17 protein-coding genes and 2 pseudogenes are annotated in these 19,085 nt (G+C 43.3%); 6 read left to right on the top strand and 13 right to left on the bottom strand.

Annotation, left to right across the window (positions count from 1 at the left end; all coding sequences use genetic code 11):
- Entirely contained in the window at positions 1–237 is a 237-nt protein-coding gene (locus tag CEF21_RS09975) for a glutaredoxin domain-containing protein (RefSeq protein WP_123915926.1), read from the top strand.
- A 103-nt stretch (positions 238–340) separates the two neighbouring features.
- Here the strand turns inward: CEF21_RS09975 and CEF21_RS09970 are convergent, their stop codons facing one another.
- The 5 genes from CEF21_RS09970 to fadH all read right to left on the bottom strand — a co-directional run bounded on the left by CEF21_RS09970 (position 341) and on the right by fadH (position 5,087).
- On the bottom strand, positions 341–1,234 hold the full coding sequence (locus CEF21_RS09970) for a manganese catalase family protein (RefSeq protein WP_346773373.1): 894 nt from the start codon (positions 1,232–1,234) through the stop codon (positions 341–343).
- 312 nt (positions 1,235–1,546) lie between these two features.
- Entirely contained in the window at positions 1,547–2,071 is a 525-nt protein-coding gene (locus tag CEF21_RS09965) for a DUF3993 domain-containing protein (protein ID WP_123915922.1), read from the bottom strand.
- A gap of 497 nt (positions 2,072–2,568) precedes the next feature.
- Positions 2,569–2,796 carry a hypothetical protein gene (locus CEF21_RS09960; protein ID WP_123915920.1) on the bottom strand — a complete coding sequence of 76 codons (228 nt, stop codon included), beginning with the start codon at positions 2,794–2,796 and terminating at the stop codon, positions 2,569–2,571.
- A gap of 50 nt (positions 2,797–2,846) precedes the next feature.
- Positions 2,847–4,064 (bottom strand): EAL domain-containing protein, encoded by a 1,218-nt coding sequence (locus CEF21_RS09955; RefSeq protein WP_123915918.1) that lies wholly within the window; start codon positions 4,062–4,064, stop codon positions 2,847–2,849.
- Between the two features lie 258 nt (positions 4,065–4,322).
- Positions 4,323–5,087, bottom strand: a complete 765-nt coding sequence (gene fadH, locus CEF21_RS09950; RefSeq protein WP_123915916.1) for a 2,4-dienoyl-CoA reductase — start codon at positions 5,085–5,087, stop codon at positions 4,323–4,325.
- A gap of 160 nt (positions 5,088–5,247) precedes the next feature.
- Here fadH and CEF21_RS09945 point away from each other — a divergent pair, with 160 nt between their 5' ends.
- Positions 5,248–6,114: a metallophosphoesterase gene (locus tag CEF21_RS09945; RefSeq protein WP_123915914.1), complete on the top strand. Its 867-nt coding sequence runs from the start codon at positions 5,248–5,250 to the stop codon at positions 6,112–6,114.
- A gap of 96 nt (positions 6,115–6,210) precedes the next feature.
- On the opposite strand, the gene CEF21_RS09940 is transcribed toward CEF21_RS09945, so the two are convergent.
- Together CEF21_RS09940 and ppx are read right to left on the bottom strand one after the other, a co-directional pair.
- Positions 6,211–8,316: an RNA degradosome polyphosphate kinase gene (locus CEF21_RS09940; RefSeq protein ID WP_123915912.1), complete on the bottom strand. Its 2,106-nt coding sequence runs from the start codon at positions 8,314–8,316 to the stop codon at positions 6,211–6,213.
- A 133-nt stretch (positions 8,317–8,449) separates the two neighbouring features.
- A complete protein-coding gene (ppx, locus tag CEF21_RS09935; protein ID WP_123915910.1) occupies positions 8,450–9,988 on the bottom strand; it encodes an exopolyphosphatase in 1,539 nt (512 codons plus the stop codon).
- A 144-nt stretch (positions 9,989–10,132) separates the two neighbouring features.
- Here ppx and CEF21_RS09930 point away from each other — a divergent pair, with 144 nt between their 5' ends.
- Both CEF21_RS09930 and CEF21_RS09925 read left to right on the top strand, forming a co-directional pair.
- Positions 10,133–10,627 (top strand): L,D-transpeptidase family protein, encoded by a 495-nt coding sequence (locus CEF21_RS09930; protein WP_123915908.1) that lies wholly within the window; start codon positions 10,133–10,135, stop codon positions 10,625–10,627.
- Positions 10,628–10,733: 106 nt separating this feature from the next.
- On the top strand, positions 10,734–12,029 hold the full coding sequence (locus tag CEF21_RS09925) for an MFS transporter (protein ID WP_123915906.1): 1,296 nt from the start codon (positions 10,734–10,736) through the stop codon (positions 12,027–12,029).
- Between the two features lie 367 nt (positions 12,030–12,396).
- Here CEF21_RS09925 and CEF21_RS09920 read toward each other — a convergent pair.
- Together CEF21_RS09920 and CEF21_RS09915 are read right to left on the bottom strand one after the other, a co-directional pair.
- Positions 12,397–12,893 (bottom strand): annotated as a pseudogene (locus CEF21_RS09920) (kinase).
- 96 nt (positions 12,894–12,989) lie between these two features.
- A pseudogene (locus CEF21_RS09915) lies at positions 12,990–13,160 on the bottom strand (IS1595 family transposase); the annotation flags it as partial.
- 187 nt (positions 13,161–13,347) lie between these two features.
- Here CEF21_RS09915 and CEF21_RS09910 point away from each other — a divergent pair.
- Together CEF21_RS09910 and CEF21_RS09905 are read left to right on the top strand one after the other, a co-directional pair.
- Positions 13,348–14,856: an HD-GYP domain-containing protein gene (locus CEF21_RS09910; RefSeq protein WP_123915904.1), complete on the top strand. Its 1,509-nt coding sequence runs from the start codon at positions 13,348–13,350 to the stop codon at positions 14,854–14,856.
- 89 nt (positions 14,857–14,945) lie between these two features.
- Positions 14,946–15,410 carry a YkyB family protein gene (locus tag CEF21_RS09905; protein WP_123915902.1) on the top strand — a complete coding sequence of 155 codons (465 nt, stop codon included), beginning with the start codon at positions 14,946–14,948 and terminating at the stop codon, positions 15,408–15,410.
- A 59-nt stretch (positions 15,411–15,469) separates the two neighbouring features.
- Here CEF21_RS09905 and CEF21_RS09900 read toward each other — a convergent pair whose 3' ends face one another.
- From CEF21_RS09900 to CEF21_RS09885, 4 genes are all read right to left on the bottom strand, one after another.
- On the bottom strand, positions 15,470–16,006 hold the full coding sequence (locus tag CEF21_RS09900) for an HD domain-containing protein (RefSeq protein ID WP_123915900.1): 537 nt from the start codon (positions 16,004–16,006) through the stop codon (positions 15,470–15,472).
- A 30-nt stretch (positions 16,007–16,036) separates the two neighbouring features.
- Positions 16,037–16,942 (bottom strand): chemotaxis protein, encoded by a 906-nt coding sequence (locus CEF21_RS09895; protein WP_123915898.1) that lies wholly within the window; start codon positions 16,940–16,942, stop codon positions 16,037–16,039.
- Between the two features lie 82 nt (positions 16,943–17,024).
- A complete protein-coding gene (locus tag CEF21_RS09890; protein ID WP_123915896.1) occupies positions 17,025–17,675 on the bottom strand; it encodes a glycoside hydrolase domain-containing protein in 651 nt (216 codons plus the stop codon).
- A gap of 67 nt (positions 17,676–17,742) precedes the next feature.
- Complete coding sequence (locus CEF21_RS09885) at positions 17,743–19,065, bottom strand: MFS transporter (RefSeq protein WP_123915894.1); 1,323 nt, start codon at positions 19,063–19,065, stop codon at positions 17,743–17,745.
- Between the last annotated feature and the right edge of the window lie 20 nt (positions 19,066–19,085).

Genomic DNA, 19,085 nt, shown 5'->3' with positions numbered 1-19,085 from the left:
ATGAATAAAAAAATTACGGTATACACCCAGCCTGACTGTCCGCCCTGCAAAATTGTCAAACAGTTTTTAGATCATCTTCAGCTCCCTTATGAAGAAGCGGATATATCGAAAAATGAAGAGGCAAAAAACCATTTGATGCACAACCTTCAATCGTATTCTACCCCCACTGTGACCGTGGATGATCATGTAGTAAAAGGATTCGATTTGCAGGAACTTGAAAGACTTGTGTCACTCTGATGAACGGGCATAGCTATTCATGAACGCAGAGCAGGCACATAGTTATTCTTCTCTGTGCCTGCTCTGGCTGCATGCGGCTTAAGCGCATCAAGAAATGAATTTTTTAAATTCCTGCTGATCTTTGCAGACGGCGGGCAATTTCCTGAAAGTCCTCCTCGGAAATTCCAGGAGCGAATTCTTCCGGTATCTCCTCTAAATCAGGAATGGCTGCTCCCTGAGGATGGCCGATGATGACTTCAAGAGGCTCTCCTTTCGGACCGGTGCCTTTCCAAATTTGATTAATATCCCGGTAATATTGGTCGCTGAATGTATAGAGCCTTCTGTTTACTCCCTGATCCTCATACTTTTTCGCAGCGGAGAATTTTGAGTTGTCTAAATTGGGAATCGGCAGCATTTTCATGACATCAACGCCTGTCGCGATCTCAAGTGCCTTTGCATATGCCACCACATGGACTCCGCCCCGTACAAGCAAATACCCGATTAGCTCCCTTGCAACCGGATTATCCGTCATTTCATATACTCTCATCTTATGGGTCCTTGCCCCGCACTCCAGAAAAAAGTTATGAAGCAGATCAAGGACCAAGTTTCCGCTGCTGAACACATTATCTCCCGTCCACGGGCGCCCCATTGAATCAAATGGGAATGCGGTTTGTGCAGTGGAGATAAAATGAAGCGAGTTTCGCTTATTTACCGCCTCTCGCATAGGAGTGGAATCAGGGGGCCCCGGATGGGTCGTTCCTATGATCATCAAGTTAATGGTGTTGGCAACAAGTTCTACATGCCCTGTTTCTTCGGCTGTAATGCTCGCAACCAAATCGTAAAAAGGCTTCAGCTTCTTTTTGTTCCGAAAATTGAACGACTGGTACATATAATTATTCAGCGTGGACATTTCTCCAAATTTGCCGCCAAGAAGCTCCTGTACAGCCGCAGCTGCATTGGCATCCGGATTTTTCGGTTTCGGCAAATCGATTAATAAACGGTCAATCCTTGTAAACACGCGCATTCCTCCTTATTCGTTAAGGCACTATTACTTACCTATGAGGAAATAGCCTGTTCATATTCTTTTTTCGGGAAACAAAAGCACAAGCATGCAAGACGGTGTAAGCTGGATAACTGCCTCTTAGCTATGAATGGCTTGGCAGAGTGACCCGCTGCCCCGCAGTAAACCGATGATAACCGGAGCGGAACTTATGAGGTCCAATCATTTGCTGGAACATCTGTCGCTGTGCTGCTGCCGGCAAAAAAGACTGACTTTCAGCAAGTCAGCCTGACCATTCTATAAGCGGAGACCATCATCTCTCCGCACCGCTTAATTTGGTTCTTCTTTGCTCTCGGAAATGGAGGATATTTTCCATGCTCCGTCCGTCCTGATCATGGTCACAGCTTCATAATGACCTTCAAAAGTGACGGGGCCGGTATCTGTTTTTTTGAAATACTGATAGACAATGGTTTTATTTTTTTGCTGCTTTATTTTCGTTGATTCATCATAGCTGAAAAAAGGAAGAGAGAGAATTGGAAAATCCGTTCCGTATACAATGTACTGAGTTTCTCCTTTAACAGCATTGTATTTCAGGTAAGCGTCTGCTATTTCATCTGTAAAATAAGGGGCAAGCACCTCTTTCATTTGTGCTTTTGTCCGTTCCTTTTCACTTAGAGATACTTGAGCATAGCTGGCATCCTGCAAATATTTAAAGACCGTTTCCTTCGGATTTGCTTTCTGCGCATTATGCTGGGCAGGCCGGTCCGCTGTAACCGCCGCTGTTTCACCTACAGCAGGGGATCCAAGTGAAAAAAATATAACCGCGGCGGCAGACAAGGATGTTAACGTTTTCATTACTTATTCCTCCCTTATAGGTTTCTAATCCGGCATTACATTCTAGTCATGTTATTCCACTAATGAAGAATTTGAAACGTCGGATACCGGGCCAATTCACCTTCCATCATTTCGCCCGCTTTCTGATGAAGAATCCCCCAAATGTTCTCCACTTACAAAAAAGGCTATCCGATGCAGTTATACTTGGACTTTTCATGGCGGACTTTCGCAAACAAAAAAAGGGAAACGCCTGGAATGCGTCTCCTTTTTTATAATCTCTGTTCTAATTGGCTGTTGATTTCCGCTCCAGGCGCTCAGCGACCAGCGGGGCGTGCGGTGAGCCTCCTCGCCGCTTTGCGCCTGCGGGGTCTCACCTGTCCCGCTGCTCCCGCAGGAGTCTCGCGCCTTCCTCTCCAATCAACAGGTGTTATAAATCAACATCACGCTCTCAAATAGACTTTTTACACATAAGACTTTTTGAAAAGTCCCCATCCATTTTAATTCTTATATTGATCTTTTTAATATCCATATTTCGCTGCAAAGTACAGGATCAGGATAGCAAGCAAGAGCCCTGCTCCAGCATATACAAGGAAAATAGGATTAAGAAGATAAGGATGGGCCTGCACCGTTTTAGGCGCTGACGCATCAAATTCCTTTTTCCTTGCCTGTGTCCAGTTCCCTGTCCGGACTGTCAAAAATAGGCCTCCAAACAAAATAAGCAATGCGATGATGCCTAGAACAATCATACGTTCCTCCATGTTTTTTGCTTATTGTCTGCACCCGAGAAAGATTTCATTCAAAGCATGCCGTTTTGCTCATAAAGGTACTGATATGGCAAATCAATAAAAAGGTAATGTCCGTCATCAAGGGGATACGAGTATGTCCGTATCGTTTCCCCGGTTTCGATATCACTGTATAGATCGCTGAAAAATCCTCTTCTTCCGATTCTCATTTTCATCAGGTTTTCTAAAAAATACGGTCTCCAGCTCCAATTTTTGTTCTTGTACTGTTCCTGGAATACCCATCCATCCTCTTCTTTGAAAATGTTCCCGGTTGTCTGGAACCCATCTGCATCACAGATGTACAGCCGAAAACTGCAATCAGAGAGTTCCTTTGCCAGCATGGTAATCAGCTGATCCTGACTTTCAGACAATTTTTCACTTCTCGCTGCGAGAAAATGAATTCTCTGATAGAAATCTTCAGACAGCTGATGGAATGTTTCCAGCTTCTTTTTTTCATGAACAATAAAATGGTGAAATTCATTGGAAAGCTTTTCTTTAAGTAATTCCTTTTCCAAAAATTGCGGTCCGGGTTCGGTTAAGTAAAAGCCCTGGAAATACCGGCCTCCATTGCGCCATGCATACTGAAGCTGAAAATTAGCTTCAATGTCTTCAAATAGAAGAGCCGCCCCGATTTTCCTTGCAAGCAGCGAAATGGAATAGAGGACATCATTAAAGGAAACCGGAGAGGACGTCATTCGCAGCGGCTGCAAATTAATTTTCAGAAGGTCCGGCGAAAGATTGCCTATACGGTCCAGATTGCTGTTTTCTCTCCCAATATCCGCCGCTGCAATCTTAATGCCATAGGTCCGGTAATAATGAACTAAATGAAGAAGACGCTCCATATCCCCTTTAAAATGGTGCTCGGTCAGTTCTATGGCAATTCTGCTTAAATTCAGCCCCCTGGACTGGAAGCGAAGCAATAAATCAAGAAAGCTTTCGCCTTGGTCCAGCATCAGTAAATTTGCATCCCGGTTAATAAAGATTAGCGCATCTGAATTTTCGGATAAGGCATAGTTCAGTGCCTGTTCCACTATGTAATCATCCACTTCAATTTTATATTCATCAGGAACACTATCGTCAGCGAAGAAATCTTCAAGGCTGAGCAACTCGCCTTGAAACTGGAATCTCCCTATTACCTCATAGCCGGCAATGATTTGGTCATCCGCGCTGAAAATGGCTTGATAATAAGGAATAACCTCCTGTTTATTTGTAAGGATATCTAGAGGATCCATCTATTCCTTCCCCCTCGTTCTGTCTATTTTATGCGTAATTATATCACAATTTTCAGGCAGAATTGGTAAGGATTTGTCTGACTGGGTCCACAGCAAAAGCCTGCCGGAAAGAAGCAGGCTTTTGCTGTTTATTCAGCTTTGATAAACTTGGCTGTTAATTCCCGCTGCGGGAGGTGAACCTCCCAGCCGTGAACCTGCGGAGTCCCACCTTTGAAACTTACACCTTCCGCTTTAATCAACAGGCTTTAACATCGCCTATTAAAAAGGATGCGGATTCAGCCATTGGCCTCCATCCATTGTTATACATTCTCCATTAATATAAGCCGCTTCATCCGACATTAAAAAGGCTGCAACGGCTGCAATTTCTTCAGGCGTACCAAGCCTTTTCAGAGGCACACTTGCAACGGTGCGCTTAGCTGCTTCTTCTGATTCCCATAGTTTATCGGCGCCTCCCGTTCTTTCAATTGGACCTGGGGCGATAGCGTTCACACAAATTCCATATCGGCTCCCCCATTCAACGGCTAATGTTCTTGTCATGGAGTGCACCCCCGCTTTGGCTGCAGCGGAGTGAATCACGCCGGCTCCTGCTCCCCATGCATAGGTAGCGAGCATATTGATAATGGACCCTTTCTGGTTATGCTCGATCCAATAATTGCCGACGGCTGAGCTCATATAAAAGGTCCCATTCAAAACGATGTTGATGACAGAGTTCCAGCCATTCACCGAGAGCTTTTCTGCAGGGCAGATAAAGTTTCCGGCAGCATTGTTGACCAATCCATCGATTCTTCCAAACCTGCTGTGAACAGCCTGTACAAGTTCCGCAGCTTTCTCAGGCTGTCTGACATCCATTGAAAAGGTCATAATCTGGCCGTCTCTCTGCTCGATTTCTGTTTTTGTCTCTTCCAGTGTTTCCAGCGTTCTCCCGGTGATCACGACGTTATACCCGTCCTTAGCAAATCGCTTCGCCATTGCTTTTCCCATCCCGCTTGAGCCTCCGGTAATAATAAAAACCTTTTCTCCCATTGTACTTCCCCCTTGAACGATGAATGAATACTCATTCATATTTTAGCATATCCATTCCCTCATTTCGAACTATTTTCTAGCTTTGTCCACCTTTCGAGCATTTTCCCAAAATGGACCATGCTATAATAAGGCCATACTTAATTAGATAAGGTTTGATTGCATGAAGAAAAAAATGTCACGGCGGTTATTTTTAAAAAGCCTACTTTCATTTGCCGCAGCCGGTTTTACCATCTCAATCGGCGGTTACAGCTATGCAAGGTATATGGAGCCGGGCTTGCTTGACATTCAGGAGCTGGTGGTAGCCGACCCTAAAATTCCTGAGAGCTTTGACGGAATGAAACTGATCCAATTCAGTGATACACATTTAAGCGAGTATTATACGCTCGGGCAGCTTGAACATATACAAGAAATCATCAACGACTATTCACCGGATGCGGTGTTTTTCACCGGCGATTTAATGGATGACCCCGGGAGCTATAAACACCCTGAAAAAATCATTCCTCTTATGAAAAAAATTAAAGCGCCTCTTGGGAAATTTGCGGTATACGGAAATCATGATCATGGCGGTTACGGCAGTGACGCCTATTCAGAAATTATGAGCCGGGCAGGCTTCAATGTGCTCAAAAATGAAACAGTAAAGATCCGCCTGGCAAATCAGAGCTTTATTACGATTGGCGGTTTAGACGATTTGATACTGGGCAGACCCGATTATGAACGTACAGCAGGTGCATTTCATCCTGACTCCTATAATATCCTTCTTGCCCACGAACCGGACGCCTGGATCAGAGCGAAGAATTTTCCGGTGGATCTGCAGCTTTCGGGCCACAGTCATGGAGGACAAATTCAGCTCCCCTTTTACGGCCCGGTTATTACGCCGCCTCTTGCAGATATTTATACAGAAGGACTTTATAAATATGGAACGAGAAAACTGTATGTCAATCGGGGTCTTGGAACAACGAGGCTTCCATTCCGATTCCTTTCCATGCCTGAATTAACCGTGTTCACTTTAAAAAGCAGCCATGTATAGATTCATGCCGTCCTTTTTATACGAATGTACGAATGCCCTGAAGATCCTTTAAGGTCTTCTCCATAAAAAAAGTCCGGAAAAAAAACCGGACTTTTTTTATTCCTCATCTTCCAGGACGTCATAAGCCATTCCATACATGACAAGCTGACTGTCTATGTCTTGTTCATCCTTTGATTTATCAACATATTTGTAGAGGCCTTCCGAATTTTGCTCTCTGGATTTCATATTGTCCTCCAGCTGAACGGCAAGAATTCGATTAATCCGTTTTTTGATGTGTCCATCAAATATCGGAAAAGCGATTTCCACTCTTTTCTCCATATTCCTCGTCATCATATCCGCTGAAGATAAGTAGATTTTCTCTTCTCCATTATGGTGAAAATAGTAAATTCTGCTGTGTTCAAGAAACCTGCCGACAATGCTGCGCACCCGGATATTTTCACTTACACCCTTAATTCCGGGGCGCAGGCAGCATATTCCCCTGACGATCAAATCAATTTTCACACCGGCATTGGAAGCTTCGTAGAGTTTCATAATAATGACTTTATCTGTTAGAGAATTCATTTTTGAAATAATGCGGCCGTTTCCGTATTGTTTTTGATAAGCGATTTCTTCATCGATCAGCTGAATGAAATCTTTTCTAATATCAAACGGAGCAACAGATAAATGATGAAATTCCGGCTTCTCAGTATAGCCGCTTAAATAGTTGAAAAAGTTTGTAGCATCGATTCCAAATTTCCTCTTTGATGTGATCAGGCCCATATCTGTATACATGTTCGCTGTTTTCTCGTTGTAATTGCCTGTGCCAAGGTGCACAAACCGCTCAATGCGATTATTCTTTTTGCGGACAACGAGCGTAATTTTACTGTGGGTTTTTAAATACGTCATTCCATAAATGACATGGCACCCTGCTTTCTCAAGCTCCTTCGCCCACTGAACATTATTTTCTTCATCAAATCTCGCTTTTAATTCGACAAGAACGGTTACCTGTTTTCCATTTTCAGCTGCCCTTTTCAAGCCTTCAATGATAGGGGAACCGCCGCTTACCCTGTATAGCGTCTGCTTGATGGCTAATACGTCAGGGTCATCGGCAGCGTCGGCAATAAAATCGACGACTGGCTGAAAGGATTCATAAGGATGGTGCAAAAAAATGTCCTTTTCTGAAGCCTGATCAAAGATATGCATCTCAGAAACCATATCTTTAGGCGGCTGGGGGATTAATGTTTCATATTCCAGATGATCATACTTGGAAGATATTTCTTTAAAGAAGCTGAATAAGAAGGTTAAATCGAGAGGTGCTTCTACTTCATAAACATCTTTTTCATGGATTTCCAGTTCATGAAGCAAATATTGGAGAACATTTTTGTCATACCCGTCCTTTTTTAATTCAAGACGGACGGCTGCCCCCCATTTTCTTTTCTTCAATTCTTTTTCAATTTCTTTCAGCAGATCGCGAGCTCCCTCTTCATGGATCGTCATATCCGCATTTCTCGTAATTCTAAACTGGGTTACGGATTCTACTATGTAGCCTTTAAACAGCTTATAAATGAAATGTCCGATGATCTCTTCAAGAAGGACATACTGATCTTTTCCGTCATGATCAAGCTCTATAAACCGCTCAAGCACCGATGGAACCTGGACGATAGCCGTTTTGCTGCGGAGTTCGTCCGGTGTGTACGGATCTTTCAACACAATGGCGAGGTTTAAGCTTTTATTCAGCAGCATGGGAAACGGTCTGTATGCATCCACCGCCATCGGTGTAAGAACCGGGAAAATCTGTTCATCAAAATACTGCTCCAGCCTGTTCAGCTGCAGGGAAGTGAGCTGTTCAAGAGATAGAAATTCTATATTTTCTTCCTTAAGAGCTGGAAGAAGGGTTTTTGTATACGTGCGGCTTTGCAGGGCGACGAGTCTGTGATTCTGTTCAGCGATCTTAAAAAGCTGTCTTTTTGGAGTAAGTCCCGCTTTATTCTCCGGTTTATTAAATCCGGCCTTCACTTGGTCCTTTAAGCCTGCTACCCGGACCATGAAAAATTCATCTAAATTGGAGCTGAAAATAGCCAGGAATTTCAGGCGCTCGAGTAAGGGATTGCGGGCATCAATCGCTTCTTCCAGCACTCTTTCGTTAAACGAAAGCCAGCTGAGTTCCCGGTTGTTATAATAGGCCGGACTGCTTAGATCTGCTGCATATTTAACTGTAGTCATTAATAAAATCGCCGCCTTTCTTTGGTTGCTATCTTACCAAAATTTTTTTGGGAGTATGTAAATTTATTGTTTTATTTGTGTAAACTTTATAAACCTTGCCAATTCAATCTTTAGATACCCCTTAAATCAGCCATTAAACATGCTCTGCGTAGCTGAATTTTAATTCAACCGGCATTCTGAATAGCTTTTCAATATGCTTTTTATGTTTTTCTGCCTGATACGCTTCAGGTCTCCAGTCAGCGCTGCAGATGGCATGCACCGTTAGAACACCGCCGGTTATCGATAAATCAAGGGATTCCACGATATTTCTCTTCGTAGAGTTCAGGCTATACATAAATTTAAGTATTGCCCCGGATGTCCGGATTACTTTCTGCTCCTCTTTTGTAAACCAGTCTTGAAACGGCTGCAAAAACCGCTTCAGCTCAGCCTTGCCTGCAAAAGATGCGATTAATGCGGTTTTTAATCTTTCTTTATGCGACATTCCATCAATGGTCCTGTTTGCCAGGAGATAAAAGGTATGCTGGCTGCTTGACTCGGAATCTATATACTGGCCAAGGTTAAAAACAAAAGCCCCTCTTTTTAAATCAGTCAATTCCTTATTCGTATAGGATACAAGGGATTGTTTCTCCAGCAAATGAACAAAATCAAAAGCCATATTCGTAACGGGGATGACATGGTTCAAATCAATACGGAAATCAGAAGCCATTTCGTAAAAGCTCTCTTCGACCACATTTGGATAGGCGCTAATTCCATATTCCCGTGTAAGATCCTCAAAGAATACTCCATCCCGGAGCCCTTTTCTGCTCATGATGAATGTATCTGCTTTCACCTCACTGCACAGGGCCCGGAAAACCATTGCAGCCGGAATGATCAAATCAGCCCGGTCTTTCGATAAGCCGTCAACACGCTGCAATTCTTCAAAGGACTGAGAGGTTAAATAAGACAGAGTGCTCCGAATATCTTCAATCGACATTTCATATTGATGGACACCTGCGAGCGGATATTCCTTCAGCGCCTGATCCACCTGAACAAGGTTCCGTGCGCTTCCTCCAATTCCAATCACCGGGAGCTCGCGGTCTTTCAGCCATGGAAGGGTTTGAAACTGTTCCAGAATATAAGCATCAAGCTGCTCTGATTCTTTCTCATCCGGCAGTTCTCCGCGGACAAACTTCCTTTTAAGGGATAGCGCTCCGAAAGGAAAGCTGTGATATTCTTTCATTTCACGATTCACAAAAAGCGTGACTTCGGTACTGCCGCCTCCGATATCAATCGTAATTCCATCCTGGATAGAAGTGGAATTGATCACCGCTAAATATCCGTAGTACGCCTCTTCATATTCTGAAAGAAGCCTGATGGTAAAATCCGTTTCATTATTTGCACGGGAAAGAATGTCATCCTTGTTGACAGCCTGTCTGATTGCTGCTGTAGCGACAGCGTGTACATGTTTCAGCTGATGGTGCCGGGATACTTCCTGGAAACTTTTTAACGTATCAAGCATTTTAAGAATGCCTTCTTCTTCCAGGATGTTTTTCTCATTTAAATAGTTTCTGAGACGCGCTGCCGCTTTTACGTTTTCAATTTCTTTCATTCTGCCGCTCTGGTCCCGTTCAAAAATGACGAGCCTCATCGTATTGGATCCTATATCAACGATTGCAAATTTTTCTTTTTCCATTAAAAACACCCTTAATTTTTTGTATGAAAGCTGCTCCTTATTATACCATATTTCCCATATTAGGCTTTCTTTCCGCCAGGAAACAAAAATCTCCTTCCGCATATTTTGGTTTAAGAAGTGATTGCTGTGAGAGGTGAAAGCAGAATGACCTATATTGTAAAAGCTGGTGAAACCATCCGCTCGATTGCGGCTGATTTCCGGATCACTCCTGAGGCGCTCGCCCGGGCAAACAGGCTGAATGTAAATTCCGTTCTGATCCCGGGAAGCTCCATCGTTATTCCAGGATTTCCCGGAGGAGATACGCCTTACCGGATCGCAGTTTCCGTCAGAAAAAAGAAGTTGGGGCTGTACCGGAACGGCCTCCTTGTAAAGCAATATCCGATTGCAACCGGCCGCATATTGTACAATACTCCGATTGGAGAATTTATCATTGTAAACCGTGAGCCGAATCCAGGCGGCCCTTACGGAGCGATGTGGCTTTCCTTATCAAAAGCCGGTTACGGGATTCACGGAACAAATAATCCGGCATCCATCGGTCAATCTGTTTCAAAAGGCTGTATCAGAATGTATAATAAAGATGTTCTTGAACTGGCGCGTATGGTTCCAAACGGTACACGGGTATCCATTTCGCTTCAGTAAATGAAATTGCAGTAAAAGATTTACAAACATTCCATATTAAAAAAAGGCTGAATCACTTATAATAACATTGAAATGAATGGACTTAATGGTGAAAAGGAGCGTTAGAATGGAGATTTTTAAAAATCCAAATTTCGTAAAGCTCTTTTTAGCAGCCCTTTCCTCGCAAATGGGTACGACCATCGGCAACATGGCCTTTGCTTTTTACCTGCTGGAGCATTTCAGCAGCCAGCCCTATTATGCGACGCTTGCTGAGCTTATGTATTCCCTCCCGACAATTTTTGTGTTTTTCCTTGTCGGCGTTGTGGCAGACAGATTCGACCGTAAAAAAGTAGCTGAAAATTGTGACTGGATCCGCGCCGTACTGAGCGTCGTTTTGTTCGGAGCACTATTCTTAAATTCAGTTCCCCTTATCTTTTTTATCTTGTTTTTGAGAAGTTCCGTCACCAAGTTTTTCTTCCCTGCAGAAAACAGCCTTGTACAGGGAATCTTAAAAAAAGATCAATATGCTCAGGCTGCTGGATTAAACCAAATCCTATTTAGTATTTTCATGGTTTTTGGAGTCGGCCTTGGGGCAATCGCCTATAAAACGATTGGGATTCATGGAGCCGTCGTCATTGACTTTGTGAGCTTCGTCATTTCCGCTTTATTGATCAGGGCTTGCAAAATACCGAAAGGCGCCCGCCTTCCCAACGGAAAACCTGACTGGAAGGAAATTAACTTTAAAACCTCCTTCAGGGATTTTAAAGACGGAATCGTCTACATTATTCAAAACAAACTCTTGGCTGTCATTATCTTTGGCTTTTTCGTGTTCGGATTCGTAAATGGCGGGTTCGCCATTCTTCCGATGTTTACAATGAAGTACAAGCTCTCTCCTGAGAATTATGAATGGTACGCATCCTTCTTTGCCATCTCACTTGGCATCGGATTGCTTGCAGGAAGCGCCATTGCGACGTTTATTGAAAAAAAGGTAAAGCCTCATCTGATGATGATTGTTCCGATTTTAGCGGCTTCCGCCCTGATCGTTTTGCTCGGCTTTACCGACCATCTCTGGGTTTATCTGACCGCTGTTTTTTTCATTGGAATATGTCTTGGCCCTATTAACATCGCCATCGGCGGATGGATGCCTAAAATTGTCAATCCGAAATTAATGGGAAGGGTAAGCGGATGGATCGATCCGCTGATGATGACCGCCCAATCCATTACTTTAGGGCTGATTGCGGTTGTTTTTCCTAAATTCATTGAAACGATTGATTATATCTATTACGGAATGGCGATTGTCATTTTCCTCGTCTTCGTCTTCTATGCCCTGACTCTCCCTAAACTGAGTGAACAGGCGGCGATGGAAGAAAAAATACAGAAGCTGAAGGAAAAAAAATCAAAAAAAACAATCAATACGGTTTAATGGACGGGACAGTTTGAAAAGTTATGAAGAGAAAAAGTAAAAGAGGCTGGGACAAAAGCTCTCCGGCTAATACTTGGCTGGTGATTGCAGCTAGCAGACACTCGCTCCCGCTTCAGCCAACAGAGTTTAAAAAATCTAACAACATGCTTTAACTTAGCGAATAAAAAAACCGAACGATTATTTGAAACTCTGATATTGAGCTTCGTAATCGTTCGGTTTTATTGTTTTTCATGCTTTTTTTAAAAGCTATGTTATATAATATTGTCGATAAATGACCATAAAAAATAAGAACCTGATTTAAGGACCTTTGTTTACCATCCATAATTCCACGTAAGCACCCGTTTTTTGTAGAAGCCAAAGGGAATAATTACTTTTGTAGTTGATTTAAAATCTGTTTCACTACATCGTTTTGCAGCATATCATTAGTGAATAGCGTTTCTCCCTCCACGCCAAGATAATCGTTTGGATTCCACCAAGCTCTTAAAGAGTCTTCTCCGAATTCCATCTTTTTGGCACGAGTATTATGACGTATGACTGTTTCTTCAAAGGATAAATCAAAATAATAAATATATGCTTCTTGGTTATAGAACTGGATTAAGTCCTTTAGCATTCCACCATAACGTTTTGTATTTAAGATTCCTTCCACTATAACAAATTCACACTTACCTTTACCATATTCCGCAATTTGGCGGATCAAATCAATGGAAAGATTTCCATCTCTATCGTGAACTTTCAACATATCACGACGAACGACATCCTGAGAGACCAAGAGCGTTCCGTGGCCTAAATGATTTTGCAGGATTTTCGCAGTCGTGGTTTTTCCACTCCAGAATTGCCTCGCAAGATAATTAGCATAGATTCCATAAACTTCCCTACCCATTGTCTCTTTTTTTTTCTTACTTTTAGTCCCAATTATTTTTTTCCTTCTTGAACATTACTGCCCCGTTTGTTGAACAAGGATTATAAAACTCTGAATGTAGATAACCTTAAAATATCATAAGCAGCTACTGTCGGAAATAAGCAGCTATCGACAATCATCTTACTTACAGTTTTAGAGTTGTTTCGGAAACGGATGTCATCCAGGAACTGAAACCAGCTCAGATAATGGTCTAGATACTTTGCAGCTGCACCTCCAACTTCGGATAGGCTGATGGGAGGATAAATCAGCCAAAAACACTCAAACGGATCAAGAGGGATCAAGCTTTAACACGGACTTTTTGGGCAGCTCCGACTATTTAATTATTTTAGTAATGAATATCCATGTCGAATTTAGTATAATTAGGTATATCATGCTATTGCTTCCAAAGGTTGTGAAATAATGAATACTTACTCAGTTTTTCTAAAAAAAGTAATAACTAATTATATCTCCGGTTCCCTGATCGCTGTGTTTGGAGTCGGGTCTGTTTTCATATTCTCCACTCTTGCTATTCCATTGATGGAAATTCTTCTTTTAGTAGGCATCATGCTGTTTTCCTTTATTTGCATGGTTACTTCGGATATTCTTATATTGAATTATCAGCTTAAACCGATTAAAAAAGGGCTGATGAGTAATTCGAGCCTGGAGGAAATGAGGGACGCATTCAGCCGCGTGCACAAATTTCCGCTGTCTACCATCCTTAGAATCAACGTACCCCATTTGCTCGGGTTTTCAGTCCCGGGATTTACGTCCGCTGCTTTTTTCTATCAGAATGGATACTTAAGCATTCCCGGCTACTATATTATTTTAGCGATGGTAGGAGCCGTCCTGATTGCCGGAATGCACAGTGTAATTGAATATTTTCTGACAACGAAGTCTATAAAGCCCCTGCTTTACGATTTAAGAAGAAGGGCCCTCATGCAGTATAATGAGGATCTGGCCCAGCCATCAAAAATTTATACGACGATTAGAAGCAAGGTTCTATTCACCGCCATTTATATCGGTATTTTCCCCCTTCTCCTATTCAGTCTCGCCACACAAGTCCACCTATCAGAAGCGTCCGTCACTTTAACGCAGGAATACTGGAGCTGGGCTGCGATTGTCATGTTCATGTCCATCGCCTTCTCCTCATTCGTCTGCTTTCTTTTATTAAAGGATATCGGAGAACCGATCGCCAATCTTGAAAAGGGTATGAGGCTTGTTAAAAAAGGAAAGTACGAATACCGCAATGAGGTCTATTCCGATGAATTTTCTACTCTGATTGCCGGATACAATCAAATGCTTGAGGGTTTGAAAGCGAAGGACCGCATCAACAGCCTTCTTACCGAGAGCCTGTTCCGTACGCTCGCTATGACTTTGGATGCAAAAGATTTATACACAGCCGGACACTCTATCCGTGTCGCAGAATATGCGTTTATTATCGGGGAGCAATCGGGTATGAGTAAAGAAGAACTTGACCTCCTGAAAAAAACCGCTTTGCTTCACGATATCGGTAAAATCGGAATTAAAGACAGCATACTGTTAAAAGATGGCAGGCTAACAGAGGAAGAATTTGAAGAAATTAAGCTTCATCCGGTAATCGGAGCTAACATCCTCGCTAACGTGGAACCCGCCTCTGCAATGGCTCCCCTGATTCCCGGCGTGAGGTATCACCATGAGCGTTACGATGGATTGGGCTACCCCGATGGACTAAAGGGAGAAAGTATACCTAAATTCGGCCGGATCCTTGCTGTGGCCGATGCATATGATGCTATGACATCCGACAGACCATACAGGAAAGGCATGCCGGTCGGCAAAGCTTTGTCAATCCTCCGTGAAGGAAGAGGCACCCAGTGGGACCCGTTTTATACTGAATTGTTTCTTAAGCACATGGAAAAGCAGGGATATATGGGAGAAGAGTTGGGATCTTGACTCCGTCTGATCCCAAGTTGCTTTTTAATTAAGGTTCCGTATAATTGTATTAAACCAGTCAATTTTATTGGCGGATTAAGGAGAATCGTATGATGGACAGACAGAAAGAACATTCTTTAACCATGACAGCTGACAATATTGCTAAAGCCATATATACGGTAAACCGTCATGCTAAAACAGCTACCAATCCAAAGTTTCTTTATTTTTTAAAGAAAAAAGCCCTTCTCAAGCTGATTGCGGAAGGAAAAGCAGAAAAAAAAGGTCTCCATTTTTCACAAAACCCCAGATTCAGCAAACAGCAGTCTGATGTATTAGTATGTGCAGGCTCCTATTACTTTCACATGCCCCCGACAAAAGAAGATTTTCATCAGCTACCGCATTTAGGTTCTTTAAATCAATCCTACCGAAATCCCAAAACTCACCTTTCCCTCCAAAAAGCGAAAGAGCTTTTGCAAATGTATACGGGAATCAAAGAAGAACAAAAGTCGCAGCCCGTGCACCAGTCCCGTACATACGTAAAGCCTGTATTTAAGAAACTCGGAGAAAATTATTAAAAACCGCGCAGATATCCGCGCGGTTTTCTTTATGTTTTCCCTAAAATGAAGCGAGCTTTTTAGAATAGCCGGTTCTGGAGCCGATCCAATGTATAAAAGTAGGTGGGAACCTCTTCCGGCTTCAGCTGGGCAAAAAGCTCTTTTGCCACGTTCCTGTAATACCAGGCCTGCTGCTCTTTGCCTCTGCTGAAATGATTCCAAAGCTCATCTCCATATTTTATAAGCCCCTGCTCCATGCTTTGCAGGTTATCCAGTTTGTCAGCAGCAAGGAGCATTTTCTCCTCCAGACTTGCGCCTGCTGCATGATCGATGGTAGCTTGCTTCCGCTCTTCCCACGTCTTTTTCTTATCCTCGGTGTTGAATGCCACAAGATCCGCAACTGATCCACCGAATTTGCTGCGGATGTCTTCCATAGAAGTATCCGTATCCTCCACAGTATCATGCAAATAGCCTGCTGCGACGAGTTCATCCGATGCCCCGGCTTTCAGCAGAATAGTGGCTGTGTTTTCAACATGAACAAAATATGGGACACCGGTCAGCCTGCGGACCTGGCCGCGATGGACGAATTCAGCAAACCTTTTTGCTTCGCTTATCATTTCCTCTGCATCCCTTCCGCTTTTCCCTTACTATAAAATATATTGGTCGATGAGTGCAACAAGCTCGTCGATATCCGGTTTGCTGACTTGTGCAGCAGCCCCCACCTTTTCTCCTTTATGCAGCAAATCATTTGTAATAAGAGAGGAAAAAATGATAACAGGGAGAGCCTGAAGCGCCGGATGTTCTTTGATTCTTTTTGTTAAATGGTGCCCGTCCATTTGCGGCATCTCAATATCGGTGATGACCAGATGGATCGAGTCAGTCAAAGACTCCGATTCTGTACTTGCAGTCTCAAGAAAATCAAGTGCATCTCTTCCATTTTCAAATAACTCCAATTCTGTGTAGCCTGCCTCTTCGAGCGTTTCCTTTAGCAGTTTTCTTAACATCGGTGAATCCTCTGCTACCACAATCTTTTTATTCGAGCGTTCACGCTTCCCGAGTTTTCTGATCCGGTCTAACGTAAGACCTGAGGACGGGTCAATGTCCACAACTATTTTTTCAAAATCAAGCATTAAAACCATTTGTTCATTCAGCTGAATGACACCTGTTACATGTGATTCAAGGCCTTGGTACATAGAAGATGGCTTCTCAATATGATCCCATGTTACCCGGTGAATCTGGGTCACTCCGTGTACATGGAAGATGAGCTTTTGTTTATTGAACTCTGTCACAACGAATTTATCGGCTCTAGTCAGTTCGGCTTCTGGCAATTGCAGAGCTTTAGCTGTATTGATGACAGGCAGTACCTCTCCCCGAAGCTCGATGATCCCCGACACATTCGGATGGGAGTGAGGCACTGCTGTCACAGGAACAGGCTGAATAATTTCTTTCACTTTGATTACGTTGATGCCAAAGCGGTTTTCCCCGATGAGAAATTCCACTAGTTCCAATTCATTTGTACCGCTGTCCAGCAAAATGCCTTTATTTGATTCCATTCAAGTTCTTCCTTCCATTTGCTTATATAGCCTTTATATCGGACGATTCAGCAAATAGATGAAGCACAACAGGACCTCTGCGTTAATATAAATATTTGAGAAGCCTGTCATCCGCAAGGTTTGTATTAATCGGACAGTGTTTCGCGTCTCTTCCATATTGCCAGATCCAGACATTTCCTTTACATGTGGTCTTGGCCGGATTGAATGGCGGGGCTTCATATTCCTTGCTCGTTCCCGTTTCAGGCCGTGAGCTCCAAAGGATGCTCAGATTGGCGATCTTACTGTTTTTACTCACTGCTGCGCAATAGGCTTCAGCGAAATCACCTTTTAGAGGATCATGATAAAATCCGGGCCGATAGCCTGTTTCAGACATTTTTTCCGCCCAGGCAGCAATCCAATCTGCCTGAACCGAGAAAAAATGTTCAATATTGGCAAAGATCACGGTTCCTTGCGGAATATCAAGTCTTTTTGCATGAAAAACGGCATTTCTCACAGCGATTGCGCCTTTATCATACAAAAGAGCCTGATCAAAAATATTATAAATGGGCAGAACCTTGATTCCCCTGCTGTGGATAAAACTGATCTCAAGCTTTGATAAGCCTCTTGATACCCCTGGGACATCTGCAAGATATCGCCCCCAGTAGGCAGGGGTCCCGTAAAATTTTTTCACACTATTATATAAATCCTGATCTGCTTTTTTGGCAGAATCGATTCCCCAAGCATTGCGCGCCATTCCTATCACGTCCTCCCGGGTGCTAATCTATTTATGTATATGCGGGAAGAGGCCTGTTTCAATCCATTCAGGAAGGCTTTGTATACCGGACCCTTTGATGGACAGCAAGTCCTGCTGCCGTCATGATCAGTAAAGATCCGAGCGCTGCTCTGCTCGCTAAATCTCCGTAATCGGACAGAAGGAGCGTAATCGTCCCGTAAATGAAAGGTCCTATGACAGAAGAAACCTTCCCGGAAAACGCGAATAGCCCGAAAAACTGTCCGCGCTTTTCTTCAGGGGTCAGCTCGACAATCAATGTTCTGGAAGTGACCCAAATCGCGCCGAGTGAGATGCCAAAAAGACTGCCGGCAATCCAGAACATCCACTGTTCCGTTGCGGCAACGGCAATCAGCAGAGCGCCGAGGAGGACAAATCCAACCATCATCACCGATTTTTTTGCTCCCGCAGCTTTTGTAATAAAGCCAAAAAGGAAGGAGCCTCCGATGCTTGTAATGGTTGAGACGAGATACAATAGAATGAATTGGCTGTTTGAAAAGCCGACAATCGCTTTTGCGTAAATCGCCATCATTGCAATGGCCGTAGCAAGGGCATCGTTAATAAAAAAATACGCAATCATAAACAAAAAAGCCGGCTTGTATTGCTTTAAATCTTTAAATGTGGCTATTATCTCTTTATATCCGCTCATAAAATGTTTCTTGGGCCCTTTTCTTTCAATGGGCTGGTCGTGTGTAAAGAACAAGAGCGGAAGCGTAAACAAGGCAAATAAAATCGCCGTCGGAATAAAGGCATGATGAAAATCCCGGCCTCCTATAAACGGATAAATAGAAAGCCCTGCCAGTGTGCCCACATATCCTACCGCGACGCCGAATCCGGAAATCAGGGGAAGACTTTTCGCATTACTTACATCCGTAATCATTGCATCATAAAAAATAAGACTGGATGAGTAAAAGAATTTTGCGATGATAAACAGAATCACAACGATCCCCATTGATGCGGGCAGTCCGAATAGCGTGCCGGGGATGGCAGCTGAACCGAATACCCCCATCAGCAGCGTACATAATACGGTAACAGCTGTGAATCGGATAATGTATGCCTTCTTTTTCCCTGACCTGTCAATCTGAACACCGAACAGCGGAGAAAAAAGGACGAGGAACAGCCCTGCAGCGGCGTTCGCATAGGAAAGAAAAGTACTCGCGATCTGATCCATCTTTTCGCTGCTGCCGATTGCTTCCTCCAAATAAAAGGGAAAGAAAATGGTGATCATATTCGATGAAAAAATGGTATTTGCAAAATCATAAAGCGCCCATGAAAAGACAGGCAGAGAGAAAAAGAGAGGCAAGGCAGTTTTAAGCTTTAAAGATTTGGTTTCTGTATGCTGGATTTCAGACATGGAAACGACACCCTTCAATA

Source organism: Bacillus sp. FJAT-42376, from assembly GCF_003816055.1.
Lineage (GTDB): Bacteria > Bacillota > Bacilli > Bacillales > Bacillaceae > Metabacillus_B.
The sequence above is the reverse complement of the archived record's forward strand: the minus strand, read 5'-3'. Positions and strand labels throughout refer to the sequence as shown.

Bases quoted from the DNA above. Each gene is read 5' to 3' on its own strand.
- CEF21_RS09960 (WP_123915920.1), bottom strand. From the start codon at position 2,796: ATGATTGTTCTAGGCATCATCGCATTGCTTATTTTGTTTGGAGGCCTA.
- CEF21_RS09890 (WP_123915896.1), bottom strand. From the start codon at position 17,675: ATGGCGCGCAATGCTTGGGGAATCGATTCTGCCAAAAAAGCAGATCAG.
- CEF21_RS09930 (WP_123915908.1), top strand. From the start codon at position 10,133: ATGACCTATATTGTAAAAGCTGGTGAAACCATCCGCTCGATTGCGGCT.
- CEF21_RS09895 (WP_123915898.1), bottom strand. From the start codon at position 16,942: ATGGAATCAAATAAAGGCATTTTGCTGGACAGCGGTACAAATGAATTG.
- ppx (WP_123915910.1), bottom strand. From the start codon at position 9,988: ATGGAAAAAGAAAAATTTGCAATCGTTGATATAGGATCCAATACGATG.
- CEF21_RS09965 (WP_123915922.1), bottom strand. From the start codon at position 2,071: ATGAAAACGTTAACATCCTTGTCTGCCGCCGCGGTTATATTTTTTTCA.
- CEF21_RS09905 (WP_123915902.1), top strand. From the start codon at position 14,946: ATGATGGACAGACAGAAAGAACATTCTTTAACCATGACAGCTGACAAT.
- CEF21_RS09975 (WP_123915926.1), top strand. From the start codon at position 1: ATGAATAAAAAAATTACGGTATACACCCAGCCTGACTGTCCGCCCTGC.
- CEF21_RS09885 (WP_123915894.1), bottom strand. From the start codon at position 19,065: ATGTCTGAAATCCAGCATACAGAAACCAAATCTTTAAAGCTTAAAACT.
- CEF21_RS09940 (WP_123915912.1), bottom strand. From the start codon at position 8,316: ATGACTACAGTTAAATATGCAGCAGATCTAAGCAGTCCGGCCTATTAT.
- CEF21_RS09925 (WP_123915906.1), top strand. From the start codon at position 10,734: ATGGAGATTTTTAAAAATCCAAATTTCGTAAAGCTCTTTTTAGCAGCC.
- CEF21_RS09945 (WP_123915914.1), top strand. From the start codon at position 5,248: ATGAAGAAAAAAATGTCACGGCGGTTATTTTTAAAAAGCCTACTTTCA.
- CEF21_RS09955 (WP_123915918.1), bottom strand. From the start codon at position 4,064: ATGGATCCTCTAGATATCCTTACAAATAAACAGGAGGTTATTCCTTAT.
- fadH (WP_123915916.1), bottom strand. From the start codon at position 5,087: ATGGGAGAAAAGGTTTTTATTATTACCGGAGGCTCAAGCGGGATGGGA.
- CEF21_RS09900 (WP_123915900.1), bottom strand. From the start codon at position 16,006: ATGATAAGCGAAGCAAAAAGGTTTGCTGAATTCGTCCATCGCGGCCAG.
- CEF21_RS09910 (WP_123915904.1), top strand. From the start codon at position 13,348: ATGAATACTTACTCAGTTTTTCTAAAAAAAGTAATAACTAATTATATC.